General features: G+C 71.3%; 18 protein-coding genes. 7 read left to right on the top strand and 11 right to left on the bottom strand.

All coding sequences use genetic code 11. The annotated features are described in order from the left end of the window. Window positions 1-83: 83 nt before the first annotated feature. The 10 genes from Dfulv_RS48095 to Dfulv_RS48050 form a co-directional block, all read right to left on the bottom strand. Window positions 84-1,292 (bottom strand): ATP-binding protein, encoded by a 1,209-nt coding sequence (locus tag Dfulv_RS48095; protein WP_259860476.1) that lies wholly within the window; start codon window positions 1,290-1,292, stop codon window positions 84-86. A 277-nt stretch (window positions 1,293-1,569) separates the two neighbouring features. Further along, the gene (locus Dfulv_RS48090; RefSeq protein WP_259860475.1) at window positions 1,570-2,397 is read right to left on the bottom strand and encodes an LppU/SCO3897 family protein; all 828 of its coding nucleotides are present in this window, start codon (window positions 2,395-2,397) and stop codon (window positions 1,570-1,572) included. Between the two features lie 122 nt (window positions 2,398-2,519). After that, window positions 2,520-5,726 carry a UvrD-helicase domain-containing protein gene (locus Dfulv_RS48085; protein ID WP_406567900.1) on the bottom strand — a complete coding sequence of 1,069 codons (3,207 nt, stop codon included), beginning with the start codon at window positions 5,724-5,726 and terminating at the stop codon, window positions 2,520-2,522. A gap of 21 nt (window positions 5,727-5,747) precedes the next feature. Next, window positions 5,748-6,998 carry a metallophosphoesterase gene (locus Dfulv_RS48080; protein WP_259860473.1) on the bottom strand — a complete coding sequence of 417 codons (1,251 nt, stop codon included), beginning with the start codon at window positions 6,996-6,998 and terminating at the stop codon, window positions 5,748-5,750. A 4-nt stretch (window positions 6,999-7,002) separates the two neighbouring features. Then, entirely contained in the window at window positions 7,003-7,194 is a 192-nt protein-coding gene (locus Dfulv_RS48075) for a MoaD/ThiS family protein (protein WP_259869685.1), read from the bottom strand. Between the two features lie 49 nt (window positions 7,195-7,243). Continuing rightward, window positions 7,244-8,275, bottom strand: coding sequence for a GTP 3',8-cyclase MoaA (gene moaA, locus Dfulv_RS48070; protein ID WP_259860472.1), 1,032 nt, complete (start codon window positions 8,273-8,275; stop codon window positions 7,244-7,246). A gap of 30 nt (window positions 8,276-8,305) precedes the next feature. Next, a complete protein-coding gene (locus Dfulv_RS48065; protein WP_259860471.1) occupies window positions 8,306-9,172 on the bottom strand; it encodes a fructosamine kinase family protein in 867 nt (288 codons plus the stop codon). After that, on the bottom strand, window positions 9,172-9,609 hold the full coding sequence (locus tag Dfulv_RS48060; RefSeq protein WP_259860470.1) for a hypothetical protein: 438 nt from the start codon (window positions 9,607-9,609) through the stop codon (window positions 9,172-9,174). The genes Dfulv_RS48065 and Dfulv_RS48060 overlap by 1 nt, the downstream gene beginning before the upstream one ends. Continuing rightward, the gene (locus Dfulv_RS48055) at window positions 9,581-11,245 is read right to left on the bottom strand and encodes a GTPase (protein WP_259860469.1); all 1,665 of its coding nucleotides are present in this window, start codon (window positions 11,243-11,245) and stop codon (window positions 9,581-9,583) included. Before Dfulv_RS48055 ends, Dfulv_RS48060 begins: the two co-directional genes overlap by 29 nt. Beyond that, on the bottom strand, window positions 11,242-13,065 hold the full coding sequence (locus tag Dfulv_RS48050) for a dynamin family protein (RefSeq protein WP_259860468.1): 1,824 nt from the start codon (window positions 13,063-13,065) through the stop codon (window positions 11,242-11,244). Before Dfulv_RS48050 ends, Dfulv_RS48055 begins: the two co-directional genes overlap by 4 nt. A gap of 224 nt (window positions 13,066-13,289) precedes the next feature. Between Dfulv_RS48050 and dnaK the strand changes: the two genes are divergently transcribed. Genes dnaK through Dfulv_RS48030 form a run of 4 tightly spaced genes read left to right on the top strand, consistent with a single transcriptional unit; the run spans window position 13,290 to window position 17,622 of the window. After that, on the top strand, window positions 13,290-15,149 hold the full coding sequence (gene dnaK / locus Dfulv_RS48045; protein ID WP_259860467.1) for a molecular chaperone DnaK: 1,860 nt from the start codon (window positions 13,290-13,292) through the stop codon (window positions 15,147-15,149). Beyond that, window positions 15,146-15,928: a nucleotide exchange factor GrpE gene (gene grpE, locus Dfulv_RS48040; protein ID WP_406567899.1), complete on the top strand. Its 783-nt coding sequence runs from the start codon at window positions 15,146-15,148 to the stop codon at window positions 15,926-15,928. The genes dnaK and grpE overlap by 4 nt, the downstream gene beginning before the upstream one ends. 25 nt (window positions 15,929-15,953) lie before the next feature. After that, complete coding sequence (dnaJ, locus tag Dfulv_RS48035; RefSeq protein WP_259860465.1) at window positions 15,954-17,177, top strand: molecular chaperone DnaJ; 1,224 nt, start codon at window positions 15,954-15,956, stop codon at window positions 17,175-17,177. Continuing rightward, a complete protein-coding gene (locus tag Dfulv_RS48030; RefSeq protein ID WP_259860464.1) occupies window positions 17,167-17,622 on the top strand; it encodes a heat shock protein transcriptional repressor HspR in 456 nt (151 codons plus the stop codon). Before dnaJ ends, Dfulv_RS48030 begins: the two co-directional genes overlap by 11 nt. A gap of 125 nt (window positions 17,623-17,747) precedes the next feature. Here Dfulv_RS48030 and Dfulv_RS48025 read toward each other — a convergent pair whose 3' ends face one another. Next, the gene (locus Dfulv_RS48025; RefSeq protein WP_259860463.1) at window positions 17,748-18,179 is read right to left on the bottom strand and encodes a hypothetical protein; all 432 of its coding nucleotides are present in this window, start codon (window positions 18,177-18,179) and stop codon (window positions 17,748-17,750) included. Window positions 18,180-18,378: 199 nt separating this feature from the next. On the opposite strand from Dfulv_RS48025, the gene Dfulv_RS48020 reads away from it, so the two are divergent. The 3 genes from Dfulv_RS48020 to clpB all read left to right on the top strand — a co-directional run bounded on the left by Dfulv_RS48020 (window position 18,379) and on the right by clpB (window position 22,778). Next, window positions 18,379-18,948: a DUF1707 SHOCT-like domain-containing protein gene (locus Dfulv_RS48020; protein WP_259860462.1), complete on the top strand. Its 570-nt coding sequence runs from the start codon at window positions 18,379-18,381 to the stop codon at window positions 18,946-18,948. Then, complete coding sequence (locus Dfulv_RS48015; protein ID WP_259860461.1) at window positions 18,936-20,102, top strand: beta propeller repeat protein; 1,167 nt, start codon at window positions 18,936-18,938, stop codon at window positions 20,100-20,102. The genes Dfulv_RS48020 and Dfulv_RS48015 overlap by 13 nt, the downstream gene beginning before the upstream one ends. Window positions 20,103-20,183: 81 nt before the next feature. After that, window positions 20,184-22,778, top strand: coding sequence for an ATP-dependent chaperone ClpB (gene clpB, locus Dfulv_RS48010; protein WP_259860460.1), 2,595 nt, complete (start codon window positions 20,184-20,186; stop codon window positions 22,776-22,778). Window positions 22,779-22,788: the final 10 nt, after the last annotated feature.

The raw sequence follows: 22,788 nt of genomic DNA, 5'->3' as shown, positions 1-22,788 counted from the left end.
CATTCGGCTGCGTGATCCGTGAGGCTCGAGGTCGCGACAACGAGCAGCAGGCGCACAACCTCGGGGTGGCTGGGGATCCGGGATCACTCTGACGGCTGGGTGCGCAGGTAGCGGGCGAAATGGGGAACCGTGAAGGCCACCGTCCCGCGTTCGCCCGAGTAGATCAGGCCCTTCTTGATCAGTGCGTCCCGCGCCGGGGAGAGGCTCGCCGGGCGGCGGCCCAGGGTCTTGGCGATCTCAGCCGTCGGCACCGCCTCCGAGACGTCAACGGCGGGGAGCAGGGTCGCCATCGTGCGCATGTATTCGCGCTCGGCCGGGGTCGCCCGTTCGTAGCGGGAGCCGAAGAACCCCACCGCCAGCTCGGCCTCCGCCTCGGGAGCCGCGACCCGCACGTCGGCCGCGGTGATCGGGGAGCGCGGCGCGTGGTCCCAGGTCGCCTTGCCGTAGGCCTGGACGAAATACGGGTAGCCGCCCGAAGCGTCATACAAGGCGTCGAGGGCCTTCTCTTCGTATTCCACCTCCTCCCGCTGCGCCGGCGCCGTTAATGCCAGGTCCGCCGCGAGCCGGTCCAGCCGGTCGATCCGCTGATACCGGAAGAGGCGCTCCGAGTACGACTTCGAGGCCGACAGCAGCGCTGGCAGGTGTGGCAGGCCGGCGCCGACCACGATCAGCGGCGCGCCCGTCTGCGACAACTCGTGGCACGCGGCGCACAGCGCCGACACGTCGTCGGCCGTCAGGTCCTGCATCTCGTCGATGAACAGCGCCACGCCCGTGCCCACGTCCATGGCCACACTCGCCGCGTCCGTGAACAGCTCGACCAGGTCGATCTCGATGTCGCCCGAGTCGGCTCGCCCGGTCGACGGCGGCACGTCGATGCCCGGCTGCCACCGGTCCCGCAACTTGGACGGCGGCTTGCGCGGATCCTCGCGCATCGCGAACGCCTTCAGCACCCCGAGGAACTCGTCGATCCGGTCCGGCGCCCGGTGATGCGGCGCGAGCTCACGGATCGCCATGTGCAGCGCCGCCGACACGGGGCGGCGCAGCGACTCGTCGGGCCGGGCTTCGATCTTGCCGGTGCCCCAGAGCCGGGAGATCGCCTGCGATCGCAGCGTGTTGAGCAGCACGGTCTTGCCGACGCCACGCAGGCCGGTGAGCACGAGAGACCGCTCCGGCCGCCCGCGGGCGATCCGCTCGAGGACCACTTCAAAGGCGTGCAGCTCGCGGTCGCGGCCGGCGAGCTCGGGCGGACGCTGCCCGGCACCGGGCGCATACGGGTTGCGAACCGGATCCACGATCGCACAGTATCGGCGTTTCTAGCCCAGGAGCTAGAACCGCGTAGAAGAACCTCTACGGCGTGTCGTGGTCTTTCTAGCGTTTTCTAGTGTGGGTGCAAGAAAGCCCAATAATGCGGCATCGAGGGCCGCACTCCGGCTCGAACGAATGTACTACAACCCTACTCCGCCACAAAACACAGGGGGTCGTGTCCGAGAAATCGCAGCCAGGCGGGTCGTCGAGCGAAACGGAGCGGCCCGGACGCGAGAACGCCCGGGCCGCTGACGATCGGGGCGATCAGGTGCGCAGCTTCAGGCAGAGCACGAAGTCCTGCGAGTCGACCGTGCTGTCGAAGAAGTAGTCGTGCGTGTACCCGGTCACGTTCTTGCACTGGTTCTTGTCGCTCGTGCCGGGGATGCGCTTGAGCACCTCGTAGGTGCCGGCGGCGCAGGGGACCTTCTGCATCTTCGGTGCCTGGTCCGTGCCGTTGTTGACCAGGCACTCGCCGACCTGGACGGTCCGCGCGTCGCCAGCCTGGACGCCGCCGGAACTGCGCGTGGCGCTCGGCGAGGGGCTCACGGAGCGCGACGGGCGCGTCGAGGCCGACGGGCTGGACTCGGGCGAGGGGCTGGCGACCGGCGGGTCGGTCTTGTCGTCCTTCATGACGTAGTAGATGCCGGCCGCGCCACCGCCGCAGAGCAGCAGCACGAGCACCACCACAACCGCGATCAGGCCGCCGGAGCTCTTCTTCGGCGGGGGTCCGGCGGGCGGGCCCCACTGCGGCTCACCGTAGCCGGGTGCGGGCGGCGGGTAACCGCCACCACCGTAGGCAGGCTGCTGGAAGGTGCCGGTGGGCGGGCCGGGGGGTTGGCCGTATCCGCCCTGGTCATAGCCGCCGCCTGGACCGTAGCCGCCCTGGCCGTAGCCGCCCTGACCGTAGCCACCGCCCTGGTCATAGCCGCCGCCTGGACCGTATCCGCCCTGGCCGTAGCCGCCGCCCTGGCCGGGTTGCTGGGGCGGCGGACCATAGGGATCCGGCTGTCCATAGGGGTCCTGCTGTCCGCCCTGCCATGGATCCTGCGGTTGGCCCTGGTACGGTCCGCCCGGCGGTCCGTAACCCGACATGTTGATCCCTCCTGGTCCTGCGGTCCCCGCGCCTCGGCGTTGAGAGCCTAATGGCGCCGACGCAGCTACGGTAGCGCCACCCCCCGACATAATGACCTGACGGATCCGTGTCAACACCGTGCTCAGATCAGTCGGAGCTGTCGATCCTTCGGCTTCCGGGGCGCTGCCGGACCGCGCCGTTCAAGGAGACCGGGGTCGATCGCCGACAGGAACGGCGTCGGTGGCATCTCCCGCTCCGACCCGTGCCGGAAGCGGCTGCGGCTGTGTGACAGGAAGAGCCGGTCCTGCGCACGGGTCAGCCCGACGAAGAACAGCCGCCGCTCCTCGGCGAGGTCGTCCTCCGACTGGCGGGCCCCGGCGAAGGCGCGCAGCGGCAGCAGCCCGTCCTCGCACCCGACCAGGAACACGACCGGGAACTCCAGACCCTTCGAGGCGTGCAACGTCATCAGCGTCACCCGGTCGGCGCGCGGATCCCAGCCGTCGACCTCCGCGCCGGTCGCCAACGCGCCCAGGAACTCGTCGAGGTCGCTGCCGGACCGCAGCGCGAGCGGCGTCATCAGGTCGACCGCGTTCCACACGTCGGCCTCGGTCAATCCGATCAGGTCGGTGTCGAGCTGGCCGCACCGGCCCGCGACGACCTGCCCGGACAGTCGCACCCGAGCCGCGATCGAGCCGCCCAGCCCGGTGGCGAACCGCAGCTCGCGGGCGATCGCCGCGACGCCGGGCCGGTCGAGCAGCCGGTCGTGCGAGCGCTTCTGGACCGGGACGCCCGCTCGCGACAGGGCGTCGACGATCGCGCCGGCCTGGGAGTCGGTGCGGTACAGCACGGCGAGGTCGGAGAACGACATCGCGCCCACGGTCGCGCGGGAGTCGACCCGCCCGTCGTGCGAACGGTGGGACAACCCGCCGACCAGCTCGTCGATCGTCCGCACGACGAAGTCGGCCTCGTCGGCGACGGACGCGGCCGGATACAGCCCCACCATCGGCGCCTCGAGATCGAGCCGGGCCGGGTCGAGCCGCCGCCCGGGCACCAGCGTCGACGGTGCGATCGCCTGGACCGCGGCAGCCAGGATCGGCGCCGACGAACGGTAGTTGCGGGTCAGCCGGACCACCCGCGCGTCGACCTCGGGCGTGGAGAAGTCGTTGGTGAACCGCAGGAAGAACGACACCTCGGCGCCCCGGAACGAGTAGATCGCCTGGTCCGGGTCGCCGATCGCGCACAGGTTGCCACCGGGCGGGCAGAGCAGGCGCAGCAGCTCGTACTGCACCGGGTCGACGTCCTGATACTCGTCGACGAAGATCCACTGCCAGCGTGCACGGTATCGGTCGACGAGCGCCGGCGACTCGGACAGCAGCTCCACGGTCAGCGACAGCAGCTCGTCCAGTGACACCAGGTCACGCGCCCGCAGCGCCTTGGCCAGGGTCTCCTTGGTCGTGGGCTCCATCGCCGCCAGCGCGCGCCGCGCCTCCCGCTCCGGCAGCGGCTCGAGGGCCGCGAGCAGGTCGGGCTCCTCGGCGATGCGGAAACTCGGGGTCAGCCCGACCGCGGCCGCGTTCTCCCGCAGGATCGACAGGCCCAGGGCATGGAACGTCGACACCGTGACCGCCTCGGTCACCGGTCCGAGCAGGACCTCCAGCCGTTCCCGCATCTCCTCCGCGGCCCGCCGGGTGAACGTGATCGCCAGGCACTCCTCGGGGAAGACGTCCAGCTCGGCGCACAGGTATGCGATCCGATGCGTCAGCGTCCGCGTCTTGCCTGTCCCCGGACCGGCGACGATGAGCAGTGGGCCGCCCGGCGCCGAGGCCGCGACCCGCTGGAGCGCATCGAGCCGGTCGAGCAGGCCGGTGCCGACCTCCTCCATCCCGGCCAGCATCGGCTCGAGCGGCTCGTGCGGCGAGGGTGGCGGTGCGATCGGCGGCGGCGCCTCGACCACGGGCGGCGCCGCCTTCGCGCGCCGCTTGGGTGCGGCCTTCACGGCGGGCTGCCGCTGCTTCGGTACCGCCGGAATGTCGAACAGCGCCTCCGCCTGGACGGCAGGCGCCAGCTCGGCGGGCTCGAAGAGCCGGATCACGCCGTATTCGCCGTCGTAGCCGGGGGTGCGGTGCACCTGGCCGCGCCGCAGCCGCGTGATGCCCTCGCCGAGCAGTTCGCCGCCCACCCGGGTGATCTCGTCGATCGGCACCTCACGCAGGATCGACAGCTCCGATCCCAGCTCGGCGACGAGCGCGGTGAGCTTCTCGTCGACCGTCTTCGACTTCGGGCCGACGCCGTGGATCTCACCGAGGATCTCGTGCAGCTGGATCAGGTGCGTCACGCCGGGCGCGCCGGGCGGTATGTAGCCGTCGGGCCGGTCGGCGAGCTCCTCGACCCGGTGCAGGACCCCGACGGTCAGCGGTTTGCCGCACTCCGGGCAGCGACCCTGCGCCTCCCGCGTGCGGGCCGGCGGCCAGTTGACGCCGCAGGCGCGGTGCCCGTCGGCGTGGTACTTGCCCTCTTCGGGGAAGAACTCGATCGTGCCGACCAGCCCGTCGCCGGTCCGCAGCGAGTCGCGCACCTGGAAGTAGTCCAGCGCCGAGGACAGTACCGTCGCCTCACGTGCCAGCGCGGGCGCCGAGTGCGCGTCGGAGTTGGAGACCAGCCGGTACTGATCGAGGGAGGAGACCCGCCAGTTCATCTCCGGGTCGCTGGACAGCCCCGTCTCCACGGCGAAGATGTGGTCGGCCAGGTCGGCGTAGCAGTCGGCGATCGCGTCGAAGCCGGACTTCGAGCCGAGCGCGGAGAACCACGGCGTCCAGATGTGGGCCGGCACCAGGAAGCCGTCGGGGCTGGCCTCGAGCGTGATCTCCAGCAGGTCGCGCGAGTCCAGGCCGAGGATCGGGCGGCCGTCGGAGCCGAGGTTGCCGATCCGGCCGAGCGCGGTGTTGAAGCGGGCCGCCGCGTCGAAGTCGGGCTGGTAGATCAGGTGGTGGACCTTGCGGGTGCGGTCGCCGCGCTTGTAGATCGTGGAGATCTCGACCGACAGCATGAAACGCACGGTCGACTCGGCCAGCCGCGCCGGCAGCCGGCGGCGGATGTCGGCGTCACGCTCCGGGTCGAGCTTGAACAGGCCAGGCTCGGCCGGCACCAGCGCCTCGCGTAGATGGTCGTGCCAGGCCGGGTGGGTGAAGTCGCCGGTGCCGAGCAAGGTGATGCCCTTGCGCCGCGCCCACCAGGTGAGCGTCTCGATGCTGAGGTCGCGGCTGCACGCTCGGGAATACTTCGAGTGGATGTGGAGATCCACGACGAACGAGTCGGTAGCGGCGTTCGAAGGCACGCTGCATCCTGTCACAGCTGTTTGGGCCAATGCCTGTTACGCGCCGTGCAGCTCGATGACCGAGATGTCGGGCGGTGCTCCGAATCTTACCGGTGGTCCCCAGAAGCCGGCACCGCGCGTGACGTAGACCTGCGTGCCGTCGACGTCGCCCAGCCCGGCGACCACGGGTGACTCCAGGCTCACGAGCAGGTTGAACGGCACCATCTGGCCGCCGTGGGTGTGCCCGGAGAGCTGGAGGTCGACGCCGTGTTTGGCCGCGTCGTGCGCCTGCACCGGCTGGTGTGCCAGCAGCACCACGGGCCGCGCCGTGTCGCGCCCGCCGAGGGCCTTGGCGAAGTCGGGCCCGTCGCCGACGTCCTGACCGTTGACGTCGTTGACCCCGGCGAGGTCCAGTCCCAGGACGTCGACCCGCTCGTTGCGCAGCACACGCACACCCAACGAGTTGATCTCGTTGATCCACTCTTGGTAGCCGGAGAAATACTCGTGGTTGCCGGTCACGAAGAAACTGCCGTGCCGGGCCCGCAGGTCCTGCAGCGGCTCGGCGGCCGGGCCCAGCTCGGCCACGCTGCCGTCGACCAGGTCGCCGACCACGGCGACGAGGTCGGCCTCCACCGAGTTGATCATCCGCACGATGCGCTCGGTGTGCGACCGGCCCAGCAGGGGCCCGAGGTGGATGTCGGAGACCAGCGCGATCCGGAACCCGGTCATGCTGGACGGCAGCTTGGGCAGCCGGATCGGCACCCGCTTGAGGTTGGGCGGGCCGAGTGCCTGCGCGGTGCCGATGCCGACGGCCGCGACGGACAGGGCGCCGGCCGTGACCGCCATGGACCGTCCGAGCAGCAGCCGCCGCCCGGGATCGAAGCCCCGTGGCGGTGCGGGCGGGGACGCGGCTGTGGTCGCGGCGACTCCCGCCGAGGTGTCGGCCGGCGGAGTCATCGCGAACTCGGCGGGTTCCGAAACAGCGGGCTCGGCTGCGGCAGGGCCGCGCCGGGTCCAGAAGCGCAGCGCCAGCCGCGGGACCTCCAGGATCGCCAGCGTCACGAGCAGGTAGAACATCAGCGCCAGCCACAGGAACCCGGGCCAGGCGAGGATCGCCTGCTGCGAGTGCGGCAGCGTCCGCGAGGCGACCAGCGTCACCGGGATGAGCAGGGCCAGCGCCACCACGATCGCGGTGCCGATGCGCCGGCCGCGCTTCGTCGACGTGGTGTCCTTGACGAGCCTCTTCCAGATGTACCAGTGGATGGAGCCCACGACGAGGAGCACTACCGCCAGCAGGACGACGATCACCGGCTCAGCCGCCCGCGAACGGTGGCAGGACGTCGACGGTCGCCGTCGCCGGCAGCGGGGCGTCGCGGTCGCGCCACGCCACCCCGTCGACGAGGAACGAGCAGGCGGTCAGCACGGCCGTCAGTCGGGGACGGTCGGCGGTGACGGCGCCGACGAGGTCACCGAGCGTCGTCGCCTCGACCTTCTCCTCGGGCATGCCGGCGGCCGCGCGGGCCCCGGCGAAGTAGCGCACCAGCAGCACGCGCTCAGCCTCCGATTGCCGACATCGGGCGCGCCGGCTGTAGGAACCGCGGATCGTCGATGCCGTGCCCGGCCGGCTTCGCCCACATCGCCTTGCGCCAGAGATCGGCCAGCTCGTTGTCGCTCGCGCCGGACCGCATCGCGCCACGCAGGTCGGTCTCCTCCTGGCTGAACAGGCACGACCGCACGGCGCCGTCAGCGGTGAGCCGGGTGCGGTCGCACGCGCCGCAGAACGGGCTGGACACGCTCGCGATCACCCCGACACGTGCCGGCCGCCCGCCGATCCCGGTGTGGCCGTCGACGAGCCAGGTCTCCGCCGGTGCGCCGCCCCGCCGGACGGGGTCGGGCTCCAGCGTGAACGCGCTGCGCAGCTGCGCCAGGATCTCCGCGCCGGTGACCATCTCCGAGCGCCGCCACGTGTGGCCGGCATCGAGCGGCATCTGCTCGATGAACCGCAGCTCATAGCCGCGCTCGAGGGCGAACCGCAGCAGCGGCACCGCGTCGTTGTCGTTGACCCCACGCAGCAGCACCGCATTCATCTTCACGGGCGTGAGCCCGGCGTCGGCCGCGGCGGCGAGCCCGGCGACCACGTCGGCGTGCCGGTCGCGCCGGGTCAGCTCCTTGAACCGCGCCGGGTCGGTGGTGTCGAGCGAGACGTTGACCCGGTCGAGGCCGGCCTCCGCGAGCGGCGCCGCCAGCCGGGCCAGTCCGATGCCGTTGGTGGTGAGCATCGTCTGCGGCCGGGGCTCGAGCTCGGCGACGGCCCGCACGATGTCGACCAGGCCGCGGCGCAGCAGGGGCTCACCGCCGGTGAACCGCACCTCGGTCACGCCCAGCAGGCCGACCGCGATCCCGACGAGCCGCACGACCTCGGCGTCGGTGAGCAGCGTCGGGCTGGGCAGCCAGTCGAGGCCCTCGGCGGGCATGCAGTAGGTGCAGCGCAGGTTGCACCGATCGGTCAGCGAGACCCGCAGATCGGTCGCCACGCGCCCGTGCCGGTCGGCGAGACCGGCGTGCGGGGGCTCCGAATGGGTCATGCTCGAACGGTACCCGAACCGACTGACACTTCAGAGCGACCGCAGGGTGGACCGGACCGACTCCCGATACGACGAGCCGAACAACGCGGTGTGCACCAGCAGCAGATAGAGCCTGTGCAGCGGCACCCGTTCCCGCCAGCCGTCCGGCAGCGGCCACGCCTCCTGATAGGCCGCCAGCAGCCGGTCGTGGTGTGGGACACCTCCCCAGAGTCCGAGCAGCGCCAGGTCGGTCTCCCGGTGCCCGCCGTGCGCCGCCGGGTCGACCAGCCAGCCGTTGCCGTCGCGGTCCCAGAGGACGTTGCCCGGCCAGAGGTCGCCGTGGATGCGCGACGGCGGCTCGTCACCGCCGTAGTCAGCGATGCCGGAAATGACGCGCTCTACGTTATGTGCGTCTTCTGGCGTCAATGCTCCGTTTTCGACCGACGCCTGCAGGAAGGGCAGCAGCCGGCGCGTACCGAACCATGCGCCCCACGGTCCGGAGGACTCGTCGTTCGGCAGCGGGGCCGTCCCGATGTACCCGCGCCAGGGTGCCCCGAACGACGGCGCGCCTGCCCGGTGCAGCTGCGCGAGTCGCCGGCCGAGCAGCTCCACGCCGGCGGGCGACGCCTCACCGTGGTCGATCCACGACAGCGCGAGCATGTCCGGCAGTTCCGCGATCACCTCCGGCACGGGCACCGCGTCCGCCTCCCGCAGCCAGCGCAGCCCGGCCGCCTCGCTGGCGAAGAACGACGGCGGCGGGTCGGCGAGCGACTTGGCGAACAGCGAGCCCCCGTCGTCGAGGGTCAGCCGCTGCGCGGTGCAGATGGACCCGCCCGGCACCGGGGTCTCCCGGATCCGCTGGTGCTTGAGGAAAACCGGAAGTTGCTCCGGATGCGCCTTCAGATAGTCGAGGTCCATCAGCGGGGTCCCGTTCGCAGGTGGTGGGTCGCGGCCAGGGCGGGCGGCAGGAGCGCGCCGCCGACCAGGCTCAACAGGCTCAGCACCCGGTCGGATGTGCCCATGTGGCCGGCGTGCAGCGCGTGGTAGCCGAAGTGCAGGGTGCCGAACACGGCGGTCGCGATCCCGGCGAGCCAGCTGACCGGCGGCCGGTCCACGAGCATCGCGCCGGTGAACAGCACCGCCAGCGTCAGCATCGTGGCGCCCAGGTCGACGGTGAGATGTTGGTTGTACGGCGGGTAGGCCGACGTCCAGTGCAGGCCGAAGCCGGGGAACGTGGCGAAGAAGTGCGCCGGCGCAACAACCGCCCAGAAGCCCCACACCAGGTTGACCAGGCCGAGCGCGCCGAACCCGGCCCGTCGGACGGCGCTAATCGCGAGCGGCGGAGAGAGCTTCACGCGCGTCATCGTACGAGCGCAGCACGTCCCGGATCGGCGTGACGATGTGCGTCGTGGCGACGTCCGCGATCGTGGCCCGCAGCCGGCGCTCGGCACGGGCCCGCGCGCGCCGTGCGGCGATCCCGACGACCGGGCGGATGACGACGGCGAGCAGCAGCCCGAAGAGCAGGCCGCCGCCCAGCAGCGCGGTGGCCAGCGGCAGCCGGCCGACCTGCGGACCGTCGAGGTTCGGCAGGCCGAGGAACGCGAAGACCGCCCGGACCGCGAGCCAGACCAGGCCGGCGAGTGCGGCCGCGGCGCCGAGCCACTGCAGCGCGCCGACCAGCTGCCACCAGAACGGCTTGCGCTCCATGCCGAGGTCGGCCGAGGCCACCGCGACGTCGAGCGCGTCGGGCACGTCGTCGACCCGCGAGCGCGACGCCGCCGTGATCGCCGCCGGCCACGGCTCCGGCAACCCGGCCGAGGCCTCCTCGGCGACCTCGCGGGAGGCCAGCCCGACCGCCGCCTTCTGCGCGGCGGTCGACTCCGGCAGCGACGTGGCGGCCGGGGCCTCCAGTTGCACGGTGGACAGGTGCAGACGGCGCAACGGGTCGGGGCGCAACCGGCGGATCCAGCGGGCGACGGGCCATCCGAGCACGCCGGTCGCCCGATGGCGGTACGTCCGTTCGGTGGCGTCGGCCACGATCGGCACCCCGGCCGCGGCCGACAGCGCGCCGGACAACCGGTCGACCGCGCCCCGCGAGATGCGGTCGGCGCCGCGCGTGTCGAGCGCGACCACCGGCTCGAGCGCGTCGACGGCGTCGTCGACGTCGCCGGCGAGCCGGCGCAGGGAGGCCTGCCGCTCCGCGACGGCGCGCTCCAGCGTCACCCGCAGCGCGTCGAGGCCGGGGCGGCCCTTCGCCGAGGTGGCGAACGCCGGCACGCCGCCGAGCCCGTCGGCGTCGAGCAGCCGGTGCAGATCCGCGACGATCCGCTCGCTGTCGGTGCGGGTGAGCCGGTCGGCCTGGTTGAGCACGACGACGGTCACGTCGCGGTGCCGCTGGAACTGGGCGAGATACCGCTCGTGGACGACACGGTCGGCGTACTTCTGCGGGTCGAGCACCCACACGACCAGGTCGACCAGGCGCAGCAGCCGGTCGACCTCGATCCGGTGCTGCGCCTCGATCGAGTCGAAGTCGGGCAGGTCGAGCAGCACCAGCCCGCGCAGGCCGGCCTCGTCCTCACCGTCGAGCGCACTCTCCCGGGTGAACCGGCGGCTCGGCGGCACGCCGAGCCAGTCGAGCAGCGGGCCGGCGCCCTGCGGGCCCCACACGCACGCGTGGGCGGCCCCGGTCGTCGGCCGCCGCACCCCGACCCGGGAGAGCTGGAACTTGGAGATGGCGTTGAACAGGCTCGACTTGCCGCTGCCGGTGGCACCGGCGAGCGCCACCACGGTGTGCGCGCGGGACAGTGCCAGCCGTTCACCGGCCCGGTCGATGACGGTGCGGGCGGTGACGAGCTGGTCCTCCGGCACGTGTCCCTCGGCGGCCTGGACGAACCGGTGCAGCGAGTCGACCCGCCCGGCGAGCCGGTCCGCGTCCACCGGCCCGCCTCCCTGCCGGGGAATCACCTGCTTGATCCGCTCCACGAGACTCATCGGGCAACATCCAGGTCGGCGGCGGTGCGCGCGGTGTGGACCGTGTCGCTCACGCCGCGCAGGCGCGCCGCGACGTCCTCGTCGACCCCGGCGCCCTCCAGCGCGCTGTGGAACCGGTCGGCCTCCTCGTCGAAGAGGGCCTTGACCCGGTCGTTGAGGTCGTGCCGGGCCCGCTCGGCGAGCGACCGCACGGCCTGGTCGCCGAAGATCGCCTCGAGGACCTTCTGCGCCCCCACGGTCGTGCCGCCGGCCACGGCGATCTCCGCCCCGGTCGGGATGAACGCGGTGGCCGCGAACACGCTGACCATGACCAGCAGACCGGTGGCGTTGACCGCGTAGGCGCTCGCGCGGGCGATCACCCGTTTGTCGCCGGCCTCGGTCCGCACCAGGTCGAGCACCGACCGCTGCCAGTCGCGGACGAGCCGGGCGATGCGTTCGTCCAGGTCGTCGGACGGGCGGGTGAGGCCAGGCGTGGCGTCCAGCAGCGCCGCCCCGGCGGGATGTGCGCGCCAGGCGGCGCCCACGTTGTCCGCGGCGTCGGTCGCGGCGCCCTTGAGCAGCACCGCCAGGCCGGAGCCGATCGCCTCCTGGAAGCGTGCGCCGGGAGCGGGCCGGCCGGTGACGGCGGCGACGACCCGGTCCCGTGCCTTGCCGACCCGGGCCTGCAACGCCCGCATGATGTCGCCGGTGCCGACGAGCTCCTGCCAGCGGGCGAGCACCTCACCGCGCAGCAGGGCGCCGTCGTGGATGCCCTTCTCGACGGAGTCGGTGGCCGACCGGTAGGCACCCCGGACCGCCTCCCGTAGCACGCGGGTGGCGGCGAGCTGGTCCTCGGCGGCCGCAGACAGGACGGCCACGTCGCCGGTGAGCGCGTCGATCGCGCCGCCGACGGTCTGGCGGATCACGGCGGCCCGGTCCTCCGCGGAGCGGGCGAGCCGGTCGAACCAGTCGCGCAGCGGTGCGACCTGTGCCTCGCTGAGCAGACCTTGACTGTCGAGGCGGGTTTCCGGCAGTACGAACAGCGGCACGCCACCCAGCTCGTGCTCCTCCAGCATCGAGGTCAGGTGGGGGCCGATCTCGTCGACGGCGCCGCCTCCGGGCACCCGGTCGAGGAGCAGCGCGACGGCGGTGCCCCGGTTGCGAGCGGTGCGCAGCATCTCCCAGGGGACCGCGTCGGCGTACCGCGCAGCGGTGGTGACGAAGAGCCAGAGGTCGGCGGCGGCGAGCAGCTGGCCGGCGAGCTGGCGGTTGGCGTCGACGACCGAGTCGATGTCGGGCGCGTCGAGGAACGCGAGCCCGGGGGTGAGGGCATGGGCGGAGACGACCTGGAGCGAGCGCGGGTCGGAACTCGGCCCGGAGGCGCGGGCCAGTGAGGGCAGGACACGGCCCTGGGAGAACCACGGCATGTCGGCCGGGTGGCAGACCAGCACCGGCGCGCGGGTCGTCGGCCGCAGCACGCCGGCCGGGCTGACCGGGGTGCGGATCAGGCTGTTGACCAGCGTCGACTTGCCTGCGCCGGTCGAGCCGCCGACGACCACGAGCAGTGGCGCGTCGAGCCGCTCGAGCCGCGGGAGTAGATAGTCGTCGAGCTGGTCGACCATGCTCTTCGCGACGACTGCGGCCCGCTCGGCGCTGGGAAGTGGCAGAGTGAAACGGGTCGCTTTGACGGTTTCCCTGAGCTCGACGAGCGCATCAACGAGTGCGCCGGTCGGTGACGGCTCGGGGACCCGGGCGCGCGGCGGCCGACCGGAGGACGGGCCATCCGACGAATGGGTCGGGGCCGTCGACCGGGCGGACACCGACTCGCCCTGTGTGGTCACGGATAAAGCGTGCACGATACTGCCGGACAGCGCCATGCAATGCGCGCAGCCATCGATGTAACCCAGCGCAATCTCACCCTGAGTTCAGCTGGTGTGTGAGAAGTTGCGCCGGACACGCTCAAGGTTGGACTTGACGATCGTGAGTCTCGTGGCACTATTGAGTGGCAGTCACTCAACTTTGCAGCCGGCTTCCTCGCCGACTGTCTCTTGGAGGTCAAGCAGCTATGGCACGTGCGGTCGGCATCGACCTCGGAACTACCAACTCGGTGGTCAGTGTCCTGGAGGGCGGCGAGCCCAGCGTCATCGCCAACGCCGAAGGTGCGCGCACGACGCCGTCCATCGTCGCGTTCGCCCGCAACGGCGAGGTGCTGGTCGGTGAGGTCGCCAAGCGCCAGGCCGTCACCAACCCCGACCGGACCATCCGTTCGGTCAAGCGGGAGATGGGCACCAACTGGGCCATCGACATCGACAGCAAGAAGTACACCTCGCAGGAAATCTCCGCGCGGGTGCTCATGAAGCTCAAGCGTGACGCCGAGGCCTACCTCGGCGAGCAGATCACCGACGCGGTCATCACCGTGCCGGCATACTTCAACGACTCGCAGCGCACGGCCACCAAGGAGGCCGGCGAGATCGCCGGGTTCAACGTCCTGCGCATCGTCAACGAGCCCACGGCCGCCGCGCTGGCCTATGGGCTCGACAAGGGCTCCAAGGAGCAGACCGTCCTGGTCTTCGACCTCGGCGGTGGCACCTTCGACGTCTCGGTCCTGGAGTTGGCCGAGGGTGTCGTCGAGGTCAAGTCGACCTCCGGTGACAACCACCTCGGCGGTGACGACTGGGACGAGCGGATCATCGACCACCTGGTGAAGACGTTCCGCGGCCAGCACGGCATCGACCTGTCGGCCGACAAGATGGCCATGCAGCGGCTCAAGGAGGCGGCCGAGAAGGCCAAGATCGAGCTGTCGGCGGCCACCACCACGTCGATCAACCTGCCGTACATCACCGCCGGCCCCGACGGCCCGCTGCACCTGGACACCCAGCTCTCCCGGGCCGAGTTCCAGCGGATGACGCAGGACCTGCTGGACCGCACCAAGGTCCCGTTCGAGCAGGCGATCAAGGACGCCGGCATCAATGTCTCGGCGCTGGACCACGTGATCCTGGTCGGCGGCTCGACCCGGATGCCGGCCGTGACCGACCTGGTCAAGCAGCTCACCGGCAAGGAGCCCAACAAGGGCGTCAACCCGGACGAGGTCGTCGCCGTCGGCGCCGCCCTGCAGGCCGGTGTCCTCAAGGGTGAGGTCAAGGACGTCCTGCTGCTCGACGTCACCCCGCTGTCCCTCGGCATCGAGACCAAGGGCGGCATCATGCACAAGCTGGTCGAGCGCAACACGACCATCCCGACCAAGCGGTCGGAGGTCTACACCACCGCCGACGACAACCAGCCCTCCGTGCTCATCCAGGTCTTCCAGGGCGAGCGTGAGATGGCGGCCTACAACAAGCGGCTCGGCACCTTCGAGCTGACCGGCATCCCGCCGGCGCCGCGCGGCGTGCCGCAGATCGAGGTCACCTTCGACATCGACGCCAACGGCATCGTGCACGTGTCCGCCAAGGACCTCGGCACGGGCAAGGAGCAGTCGATGACGATCACCGGCGGCTCCGCGCTGCCGAAGGACGACATCGAGCGGATGATGCGCGACGCGCAGGACCACGCCGACGAGGACAAGCGTCGTCGCGAGGAGGCGGAGATCCGCAACCTCGCCGAGGCCCTGCAGTGGCAGACCGAGAAGTTCCTGGCCGAGAGCGGCGACAAGATCCCCGCGGACGCCCGCGAGCAGATGAACGAGGCGCTCGGCGACCTGCGCAGCGCGCTCGGCGGCAACGACACCGAGCGGATCAAGGCCGCGCACGAGAAGCTGGCGCAGGTCTCCCAGCAGGCCGGCAGCGCGCTCTACGAGCAGCAGCGGCAGCAGGCCGCGGCCGGCGGTGACACCGCCGGTGCGGGTGCCCAGGGCGGTCCGCAGGCCGGCAAGCCCGGGCCGGACGACGTTGTAGACGCCGAGATCATTGACGAGGACAACAAGAAGTGACCGGCAAAGCCCGCGCCGCCGGCTCGGAAGAGCCGGCGGAGCGCGTTGTGACGACCAAGGATGACGAGCCGGTGGCCGCCGCGGGTTCGCCCGCGGCGGACGCCGCGCCAACGACCGCGGAGGAGGCCGACGTGGAGGTCGAGACGACCAAGACGGATGACCCCACGGCCGCGACCGCCGAATCACCGGCGGGCGACGTCCAGACGGACGACGCTCCGGTGGAGGGCGAGATCGTCGACGAGCCGTTCACCGTGCACGCGGAGGAGCCGAGCCAGGTCGACGGGTCCGCTCCGCACGGCACCGCCGCGCAGGGCACGACCGACGACGCGCACCAGCACGGCCTCGGTGCCGAGCTGGCGGCTCTGCGCACCGAGCTCGACGAGCGCACCCGTGACCTGCAGCGGGTCACCGCCGAATACGCGAACTACCGCAAGCGGGTCGACCGGGACCGGGCGCTGGTGGTCGAGCAGGCCACCGGCAACGTGCTCGGTGCACTGCTGCCCGTGCTCGACGACCTCGACCGGGCGCGCGATCACGGTGACCTGGTCGGGCCGTTCGGTGCGGTCGCGGACCAGTTGACCACGGCACTCACCAAGTTCGGACTGACCGTCTTCGGCGCGAAGGGCGACCCGTTCGACCCGACCCGCCACGAGGCGGTGGCCCACCTGACCTCGACCGAGGTGACCGAGCCCACATGCATCGACGTGATGCGCCGCGGCTACCTTCTCGGCGAGCGGCTGCTGCGACCGGCGTTGGTCGCGGTCGCCGACCCGGAGTAGACGAACACCTGGAGGAGGTGGCGCGATGAGTTCGAAGGACTGGTTGGAGAAGGATTTCTACGCGGTTCTGGGCGTCACCAAATCCGCTTCCACCGACGAGATCAAGAAGGCGTACCGCAAACTCGCCCGTGAGCTGCACCCCGACCGCAATCCGAACAACGCGGCGGCCGAGGAGCGGTTCAAGGCGGTGTCCGAGGCCTACGACGTGCTCTCCGACGAGCGCCGTCGCAAGGAGTACGACGAGATGCGGTCGCTCTTCGGCGCGGGTCAGTTCCGCCGCAACGCGCGTGCGGGCGGCCCGGCCGGTGCAGGCGGTCCGGGGTTCGACTTCAACGATCTGTTCGGCAACGGCGCCGGACCGCGAACCACCACGGCGGGCGGCGACCGCCGGTTCGGCGGAGCCGGCTTCTCCGACCTGTTCAGCTCGATCTTCTCGGGCGGAGGGGGCGGAGCGGCCGGCCCGGCAACGGGCCGGCGCAGCCGGGGCCGCGACGTCGAGACCGAGGTCGTGCTCAACTTCGCAGACGCGGTGCAGGGCGCCACGCTGCCGATCACGTTGCGCACGCCCGGCACCTGCGAGACCTGCCACGGCGACGGCGCGGCGCCGGGCTCGTCCCCGCGGACCTGCCCGAAGTGCCGCGGGCTCGGCGTGGTGAGCAGCAACCAGGGCTCGTTCAGCTTCACCGAGCCCTGCCGGGAGTGCCAGGGTGTCGGCACGATCGTCGACGAGAAGTGCCCCGAGTGCGTCGGCACCGGCGGGGTCACCAAGACCCGCACGATCAACGTCCGGATCCCGCCGGGGGTGGCCGACGGTCAGCGCATCCGGCTGGCCGGTCGGGGCGAGCCGGGCGCGCGCGGCGGCGGGGCCGGTGACCTGTTCGTGTTGATCAAGGTCCGACCCGACCCGGTGTTCGGCCGGTCCGGCGACGATCTGACGCTCACGGTGCCGGTGACGTTCGCGGAGGCGGCCCTCGGTGCCGATCTGCGCGTGCCGACGCTCGACGCGACCGTGACGCTGCGCGTGCCGCCGGGCACGCCCAGCGGCCGGACGTTGCGGGTGCGCGGCAAGGGTGTCGCCCGGCGTGACGGCAATGTCGGTGACCTGCTGGTCACCATCGACGTCCACGTGCCGTCCGAGCTGTCCGAGGAGGCCCGGAAGGCGTTGTCCGACTTCGCGGCCGCGGCGCCGCCGGCGCCGCGCGAGCGGCTCGACGCGATCGCACGGGAGCGCAGTAGCTATGAGCGATGACATCGGCGAGGAACGGGAGATCTTCCTCAGCTTCGAGGCGGTTTCCGACGCCAAGGTGCTGATCATCTCCATCGCGGCCCGGCTGGCCGGGATGCACCCGCAGACCTTGCGGCAGTACGACCGCATGGGCCTGGTGCAGCCCGGCCGCACCTCCGGCGGCGGGCGCCGCTACAGCGAGCGCGACGTCGCACTGCTGCGGGAGGTGCAGCGGCTGAGTCAGGAGGAGGGCGTCAACCTCGCCGGCATCAAGCGGATCATCGAGCTCGAAGGGATCGTCGGTGACCTGCGGCAGCGGGTGGCCGAGCTGGAGGTCGAGCTGATGCACACACGGGCGAGACTGGCCCAGGTCGAGGCGGCGGGCTTCCCGCGCCGCGACCTGGTGCCGTCGAACCAGCACCGGACGGCCCTGGTCGTCTGGCGTCCCGCTCGCAAGGACGGGATATGACGTTTGACGGGGCGCCCGGCAGGGCACCCTGACCGCAGGGAATGGTGCGGATGCCCCGGAGGCTGACCGGGGTGCACGCGCAGGGGTGTGGTCAAGTTTGAGAGGATGCCGTTCGCGGCGTCCTCTCAACTTATGCGGCGGGGTGAGCGGACCAGACCGCCCTCACACCAGTCGTGATACTCGAACAGCTCGGGCCGGGCCAGCAGCATTCGCGTGTTGTGTGCCCACGTGGCCAGCAGCTCGTCGCCGCGCCCCTCGGCCTGCTCGACGAACTTCTTCAGGCGCCGCTTCGGGTGGGCGCGGAAGTGTGTGCGGATGCCGTCGGCGGCGTAGATGTACAGGCAGTGCAGCGCGAATCGGCGTGCCGGGCACGCCGGGTCCATGGCCAGGTCGAACAGCGTGCCGATCAGCCGGTCGCCGGCCACCAGCAGATCCCAGTCGGGCGGCATCGTCTGCAGCACGGCCGCGTCGGGGTGGTAGGCCCACGCGCGCAGCTCGGCCGGAGTAGGGTCGACCGGGTTCGCGAAACCTCGGAAACCCGCTTGTTGCACGCTCACCGTCTGCTCCCGTGGCCAGCGGGTTTGTCATCGCCAGAGGTCCTGGGTCCGGCGACACCGTAGCCCGCCACCTGGCGGCTGCGGAAGAGCCGAAGGGTTTGGTTACGCTCCGGATACGGGCAAAAGTCGGTAAATTTCCTGCTTCCCACTGCACAAAACCTGGGATGTCAACGACTGGCCAGGGGTCTAAAGTGTCGTCGTGAGCAGCGAGCGCCCGGACATGCGCCTCTCAGATGCCGAGCGTGAGAAGGTCGTCGCCCAGCTCAACGCGGCTGTTGCCGAGGGCCGGTTGACGCTCGCCGAGTTCGAGGAGCGCGTCGACGGCGTCCTGCGGTCCCGCACCCACGGCGAGCTCGAGCCCTATGTGGGCGACCTTCCTGCGCAGATCTCGGCCAAGGTGCCCGACGTCATGCCCATCCGCAACCGCGCGTCGAGCCTCAAGCGCGAGGGCCGCTGGACGGTGCCGCGCCGCCTGAGCATCGAGACCCGCTCCGGTTCGGTGAAGCTCGACTTCACCGAGGCCGTGTTCACGCACAACGAGGTCGAGGTCCAGATCCAGGCCAAGGCCAGCTCGATCGACCTGGTGCTGCCCCGGGGCGGCTCCGCCGACGTCGACGGCATCGACAACCACTCGAGCAGCGTGCGGCTGAAGGTGCCGGCCGTCTACGACGTGCAGGGCCTCGGTGTCGTCCTGCGGATCAGCGGCGAGCTGCGCAGCAGCAGCGTGCGCGTGCGCTACCAGCGGCGTTTCTGGTGGTGGCGTTGGTAGCAGCCCGCAGGCGAGCCGTGGTCGTCGCGCTGGCCGCCGTTCTGAGCGCAACGCTCACCGCGGGCGGCTGCCGGCCCGACGAGTCCGCGCAGTCCGAGGAGCCTGCCCCGGACGTCTCCTACGAGGAGGTTCCCCCCGCCCCGACCGGCAGCGTAGACCCGCGTAACCGGCAATCCGTGGTCCCGGTGCCGAAGGGCACGTCGCCGCGCGCCATCGAGTTCACCGACGCCGACACCGGATATGCCCTGTTCACGTCGTGCGTCGCGGGTCTGGCCTGCAAGGCCGGGCTGGTGCTGACGCTCGACGGCGGCTACAGCTGGGTCGCCCGCAAGCTGCCGTTCGACGACGCCACCGAGGTCGACATGCGGCTCGGCCGGGGCAACGTGCTCATCGTCAAGGCTCCGCCGAGCGGCTACTACGTCTCCCGCGACACCGGGCGCACGTTCGAGAAGCGTCCGCTCGAGCCGCCGCCGTCCGAGCTCAACCTCGCCGAGCCGAAGTATCAGGCGAGCTGCCCCGACGTCGGTGCCAGTGAGTGCCCGACCCGGCAGTTGACCCAGGTCGCGGACGACGGGACCCGCACCGCGCTGCCCGGCAAGCCGGTCGGCAACCACGTCTTCACCAGCCTCGCCGCCACGGACGACGGCAAGCTCTGGCTGTCGGCCAAGGCCGTGGACAACACGGCCAACCCGCCCGTCGCCACGATCAGCGTCTGGACCAGCGTCGACAAGGGGCAGCACTGGGTCTCCGAGGGCAGCGTCCACCCGCAGGACCCGGCCGTGGAGCCGCGCCTCGCCGTGGACCCCGGTGGTTCCGTGGTCTGGCTCGTCGGCGGTCGGTTTGCCGCGATGTGGACCGGCGCCGGCAAGTGGACCGAGGCGACCGTCATGCGTGAGGTGGCCGAGGTCTACAGCGCCGAAGTGCTGGGCGGCGGCAACTTGCTCGTCGCCAGCGGCCAGGGCGTCTGGCTCGTCAACCTGACCCAGCGCGTCCGTGACGAGGCCGCCCGCACGGTCTTCCGGCTGCGCCGGCTCGACGCGACCACCATCCTCGGCTACCCGGCCCAACAGTCCGGCGAGGTTTGGCTGTGCGCCTTCGCGGAAAAGGTGCAGCCCAACTGCGACTGGTCGCGAGTTGCGGTCACCGCCAGATAGCCACATTCAGACTTGAGTGGAATAGACTCAACCTCGTAGGTGTCGTACCCACAGGACGGGTAGCACTGGAACGAGGAGCCCATGAACGCCGAACGCCTGACCACCAAGAGTCGCGAGGTCATCAAGGCCGCCGTGGACGCGGCGAGCCAGCGCGGACACGCGACCGTTGAGCCCTGGCACCTGCTGCTCGCGCTGCTGGACACCGGCGGGTCGACCGCCGCGAGCCTGCTGCGGGCGGTCGGTGCCAACCCCGCGAACGTGCGCCGGTCCGCGTTGCACGCGGTCGACCGGCTGCCGAGCGCCCGCGGCGCCAGCGTCGTCGAGCCCAACATCGCCCGCGAGTTCGCCAACGCGATCGCGGCGGCGGAACAGATCGCCCGCCCGCTCGGCGACGAGTACACCTCCACCGAACATCTGCTGGCCGGCCTGGCCCGGGTCGGCGGGGCGGTGGCGGCGCTGCTGAAGGAGTCCGGCGCCACCGAGCAGACGCTCGTGGCCGCGTTTCCGCAGGTGCGCGGCGGCGACCGGCGGATCACCAGCGCCGACCCGGAGCAGACCTACCAGGCGCTGGAGAAGTACGGCGTCGACCTGACGCAGGCCGCCCGCGACGGCAAGATCGACCCCGTCATCGGCCGCGACTCGGAGATCCGCCGCGTCATCCAGGTGCTTTCCCGCCGTACCAAGAACAACCCCGTGCTGATCGGTGAGCCGGGCGTCGGCAAGACCGCGATCGTCGAGGGCCTGGCCCAGCGGATCGTGGCGGGCGACGTGCCGGAGTCCCTGCGCGACAAGCGCCTCGTCAGCCTCGACCTCGGCGCCATGGTCGCCGGCGCGCAGTATCGGGGGCAGTTCGAGGAGCGCCTCAAGTCCGTCCTCGAGGAGATCAAGGGCTCCAACGGGCAGGTCATCACCTTCCTCGACGAGTTGCACACGGTCGTCGGCGCCGGCAAGGGCGAGGGCTCGATGGACGCCGGCAACATGCTCAAGCCGATGCTCGCCCGCGGTGAGCTGCGGATGGTCGGCGCGACCACGCTCGACGAGTACCGCGAGCACATCGAGAAGGACCCCGCGCTGGAGCGGCGGTTCCAGCCGGTGCTCGTCGGCGAGCCGTCGATCGAGGACACCATCGGCATCCTGCGCGGGTTGAAGGAACGTTACGAGGTCCACCACGGCGTGCGGATCACCGACGCCGCGCTGGTGGCCGCCGCGAGCCTCTCCGACCGGTACATCACCGAACGCTTCCTGCCGGACAAGGCGATCGACCTTGTCGACGAGGCCGCCTCGCGGCTGCGCATGGAGATCGACTCCCGGCCCGTCGAGGTCGACGAGGTCGAGCGCAGCGTGCGCCGGCTCGAGATCGAGGAGATGGCCCTGGCGAAGGAGCCCGACCCGGCCTCCGCTGAGCGGCTCCAGCGGCTGCGCGCCGAGCTCGCCGACCGGCGCGAGCAGCTGACCGAGCTCACCGGCCGCTGGCAGAACGAGAAGGCCCACATCCAGAAGATCTCCAACACCAAGGAGCAGCTGGAGCAGTTGCGCGGCGAGGCCGAGCGTGCCGAGCGTGACATCGACCTGGCGAAGGCGTCCGAGCTGCGGTACGGCGTGATCCCACAGCTGGAGCACGAGCTCACGCAGGCGGAGCGGGAGCTCGAGGGCCTGCAGGCGGCGGGCGCGATGCTCAAGGAGGAGGTCGCCGCCGACGACATCGCCGCGGTGGTCGCCTCCTGGACCGGCATCCCGGCCGGTCGCCTCCTGGAAGGCGAGACGGCGAAGCTGCTGCGCATGGAGGAGTCGCTGCGCACCCGCGTGGTCGGCCAGGACCGGGCGATCCAGGCGGTCTCCGACGCCGTGCGCCGTGCCCGGGCCGGCATCTCCGACCCGGACCGCCCGACCGGCAGCTTCCTGTTCCTCGGCCCGACCGGCGTCGGCAAGACCGAGCTGGCGAAGGCGCTCGCCGAGTTCCTCTTCGACGACGAGCGCGCCATGGTCCGCATCGACATGAGCGAGTACAGCGAGAAGCACACGGTCGCCCGGCTCGTCGGCGCACCGCCCGGCTACGTCGGCTACGAGGAGGGTGGCCAGCTCACCGAGGCGGTCCGCCGCCGGCCGTACACGGTCGTGCTGCTCGACGAGGTCGAGAAGGCCCACCCCGACGTCTTCGACGTGCTGCTCGCCGTGCTCGACGACGGCCGGCTCACCGACGGGCAGGGCCGCACGGTCGACTTCCGCAACGCGATCCTGATCCTGACCTCGAACCTCGGCACGGACGTGCTGGCCGACGACCCGACGCTCAACGCCGAGCAGCGCCACGACGCGGTGATCGCCGCGGTCCGGCAGCATTTCAAGCCGGAATTCGTGAACCGGCTCGACGACATGGTGGTGTTCGACGCATTGTCGCAGGAGGACCTGCGTGCGATCGTAGAGATCCAGCTCAATGCGTTGGGCCGGAGGCTCGCCGAACGACGCCTGGCGCTCGACGTCACCGACGCCGCGCGTGACTGGCTGGCGAGTCTTGGGTATGACTCGGTGTACGGCGCACGCCCGCTGCGCCGCCTGGTGCAGACGTCCATCGGCGACCAGCTCGCCAAGGCACTGCTCGGCGGAGCGATCCGAGACGGCGACAAGGTTGTCGTCGACCTGGCGGACGACAAGAAGGCGCTGACCGTGTCGGCCGGTTAACTGCACATGG

Origin of the sequence: Dactylosporangium fulvum (assembly GCF_025137375.1) — a bacterium.
Taxonomy (GTDB): domain Bacteria; phylum Actinomycetota; class Actinomycetes; order Mycobacteriales; family Micromonosporaceae; genus Dactylosporangium; species Dactylosporangium fulvum.
Note: the sequence above shows the minus strand (reverse complement) of the source record. Positions and strands in the feature narration are given on the sequence as shown.

Excerpts from the sequence above, each read along its gene's own strand:
- clpB (WP_259860460.1), top strand. The coding sequence starts at position 20,184 with ATGAACGCCGAACGCCTGACCACCAAGAGTCGCGAGGTCATCAAGGCC.
- dnaJ (WP_259860465.1), top strand. The coding sequence starts at position 15,954 with ATGAGTTCGAAGGACTGGTTGGAGAAGGATTTCTACGCGGTTCTGGGC.
- Dfulv_RS48055 (WP_259860469.1), bottom strand. The coding sequence starts at position 11,245 with ATGAGTCTCGTGGAGCGGATCAAGCAGGTGATTCCCCGGCAGGGAGGC.
- Dfulv_RS48065 (WP_259860471.1), bottom strand. The coding sequence starts at position 9,172 with ATGGACCTCGACTATCTGAAGGCGCATCCGGAGCAACTTCCGGTTTTC.
- Dfulv_RS48030 (WP_259860464.1), top strand. The coding sequence starts at position 17,167 with ATGAGCGATGACATCGGCGAGGAACGGGAGATCTTCCTCAGCTTCGAG.
- Dfulv_RS48075 (WP_259869685.1), bottom strand. The coding sequence starts at position 7,194 with ATGCCCGAGGAGAAGGTCGAGGCGACGACGCTCGGTGACCTCGTCGGC.
- Dfulv_RS48090 (WP_259860475.1), bottom strand. The coding sequence starts at position 2,397 with ATGTCGGGTTACGGACCGCCGGGCGGACCGTACCAGGGCCAACCGCAG.
- dnaK (WP_259860467.1), top strand. The coding sequence starts at position 13,290 with ATGGCACGTGCGGTCGGCATCGACCTCGGAACTACCAACTCGGTGGTC.
- moaA (WP_259860472.1), bottom strand. The coding sequence starts at position 8,275 with ATGACCCATTCGGAGCCCCCGCACGCCGGTCTCGCCGACCGGCACGGG.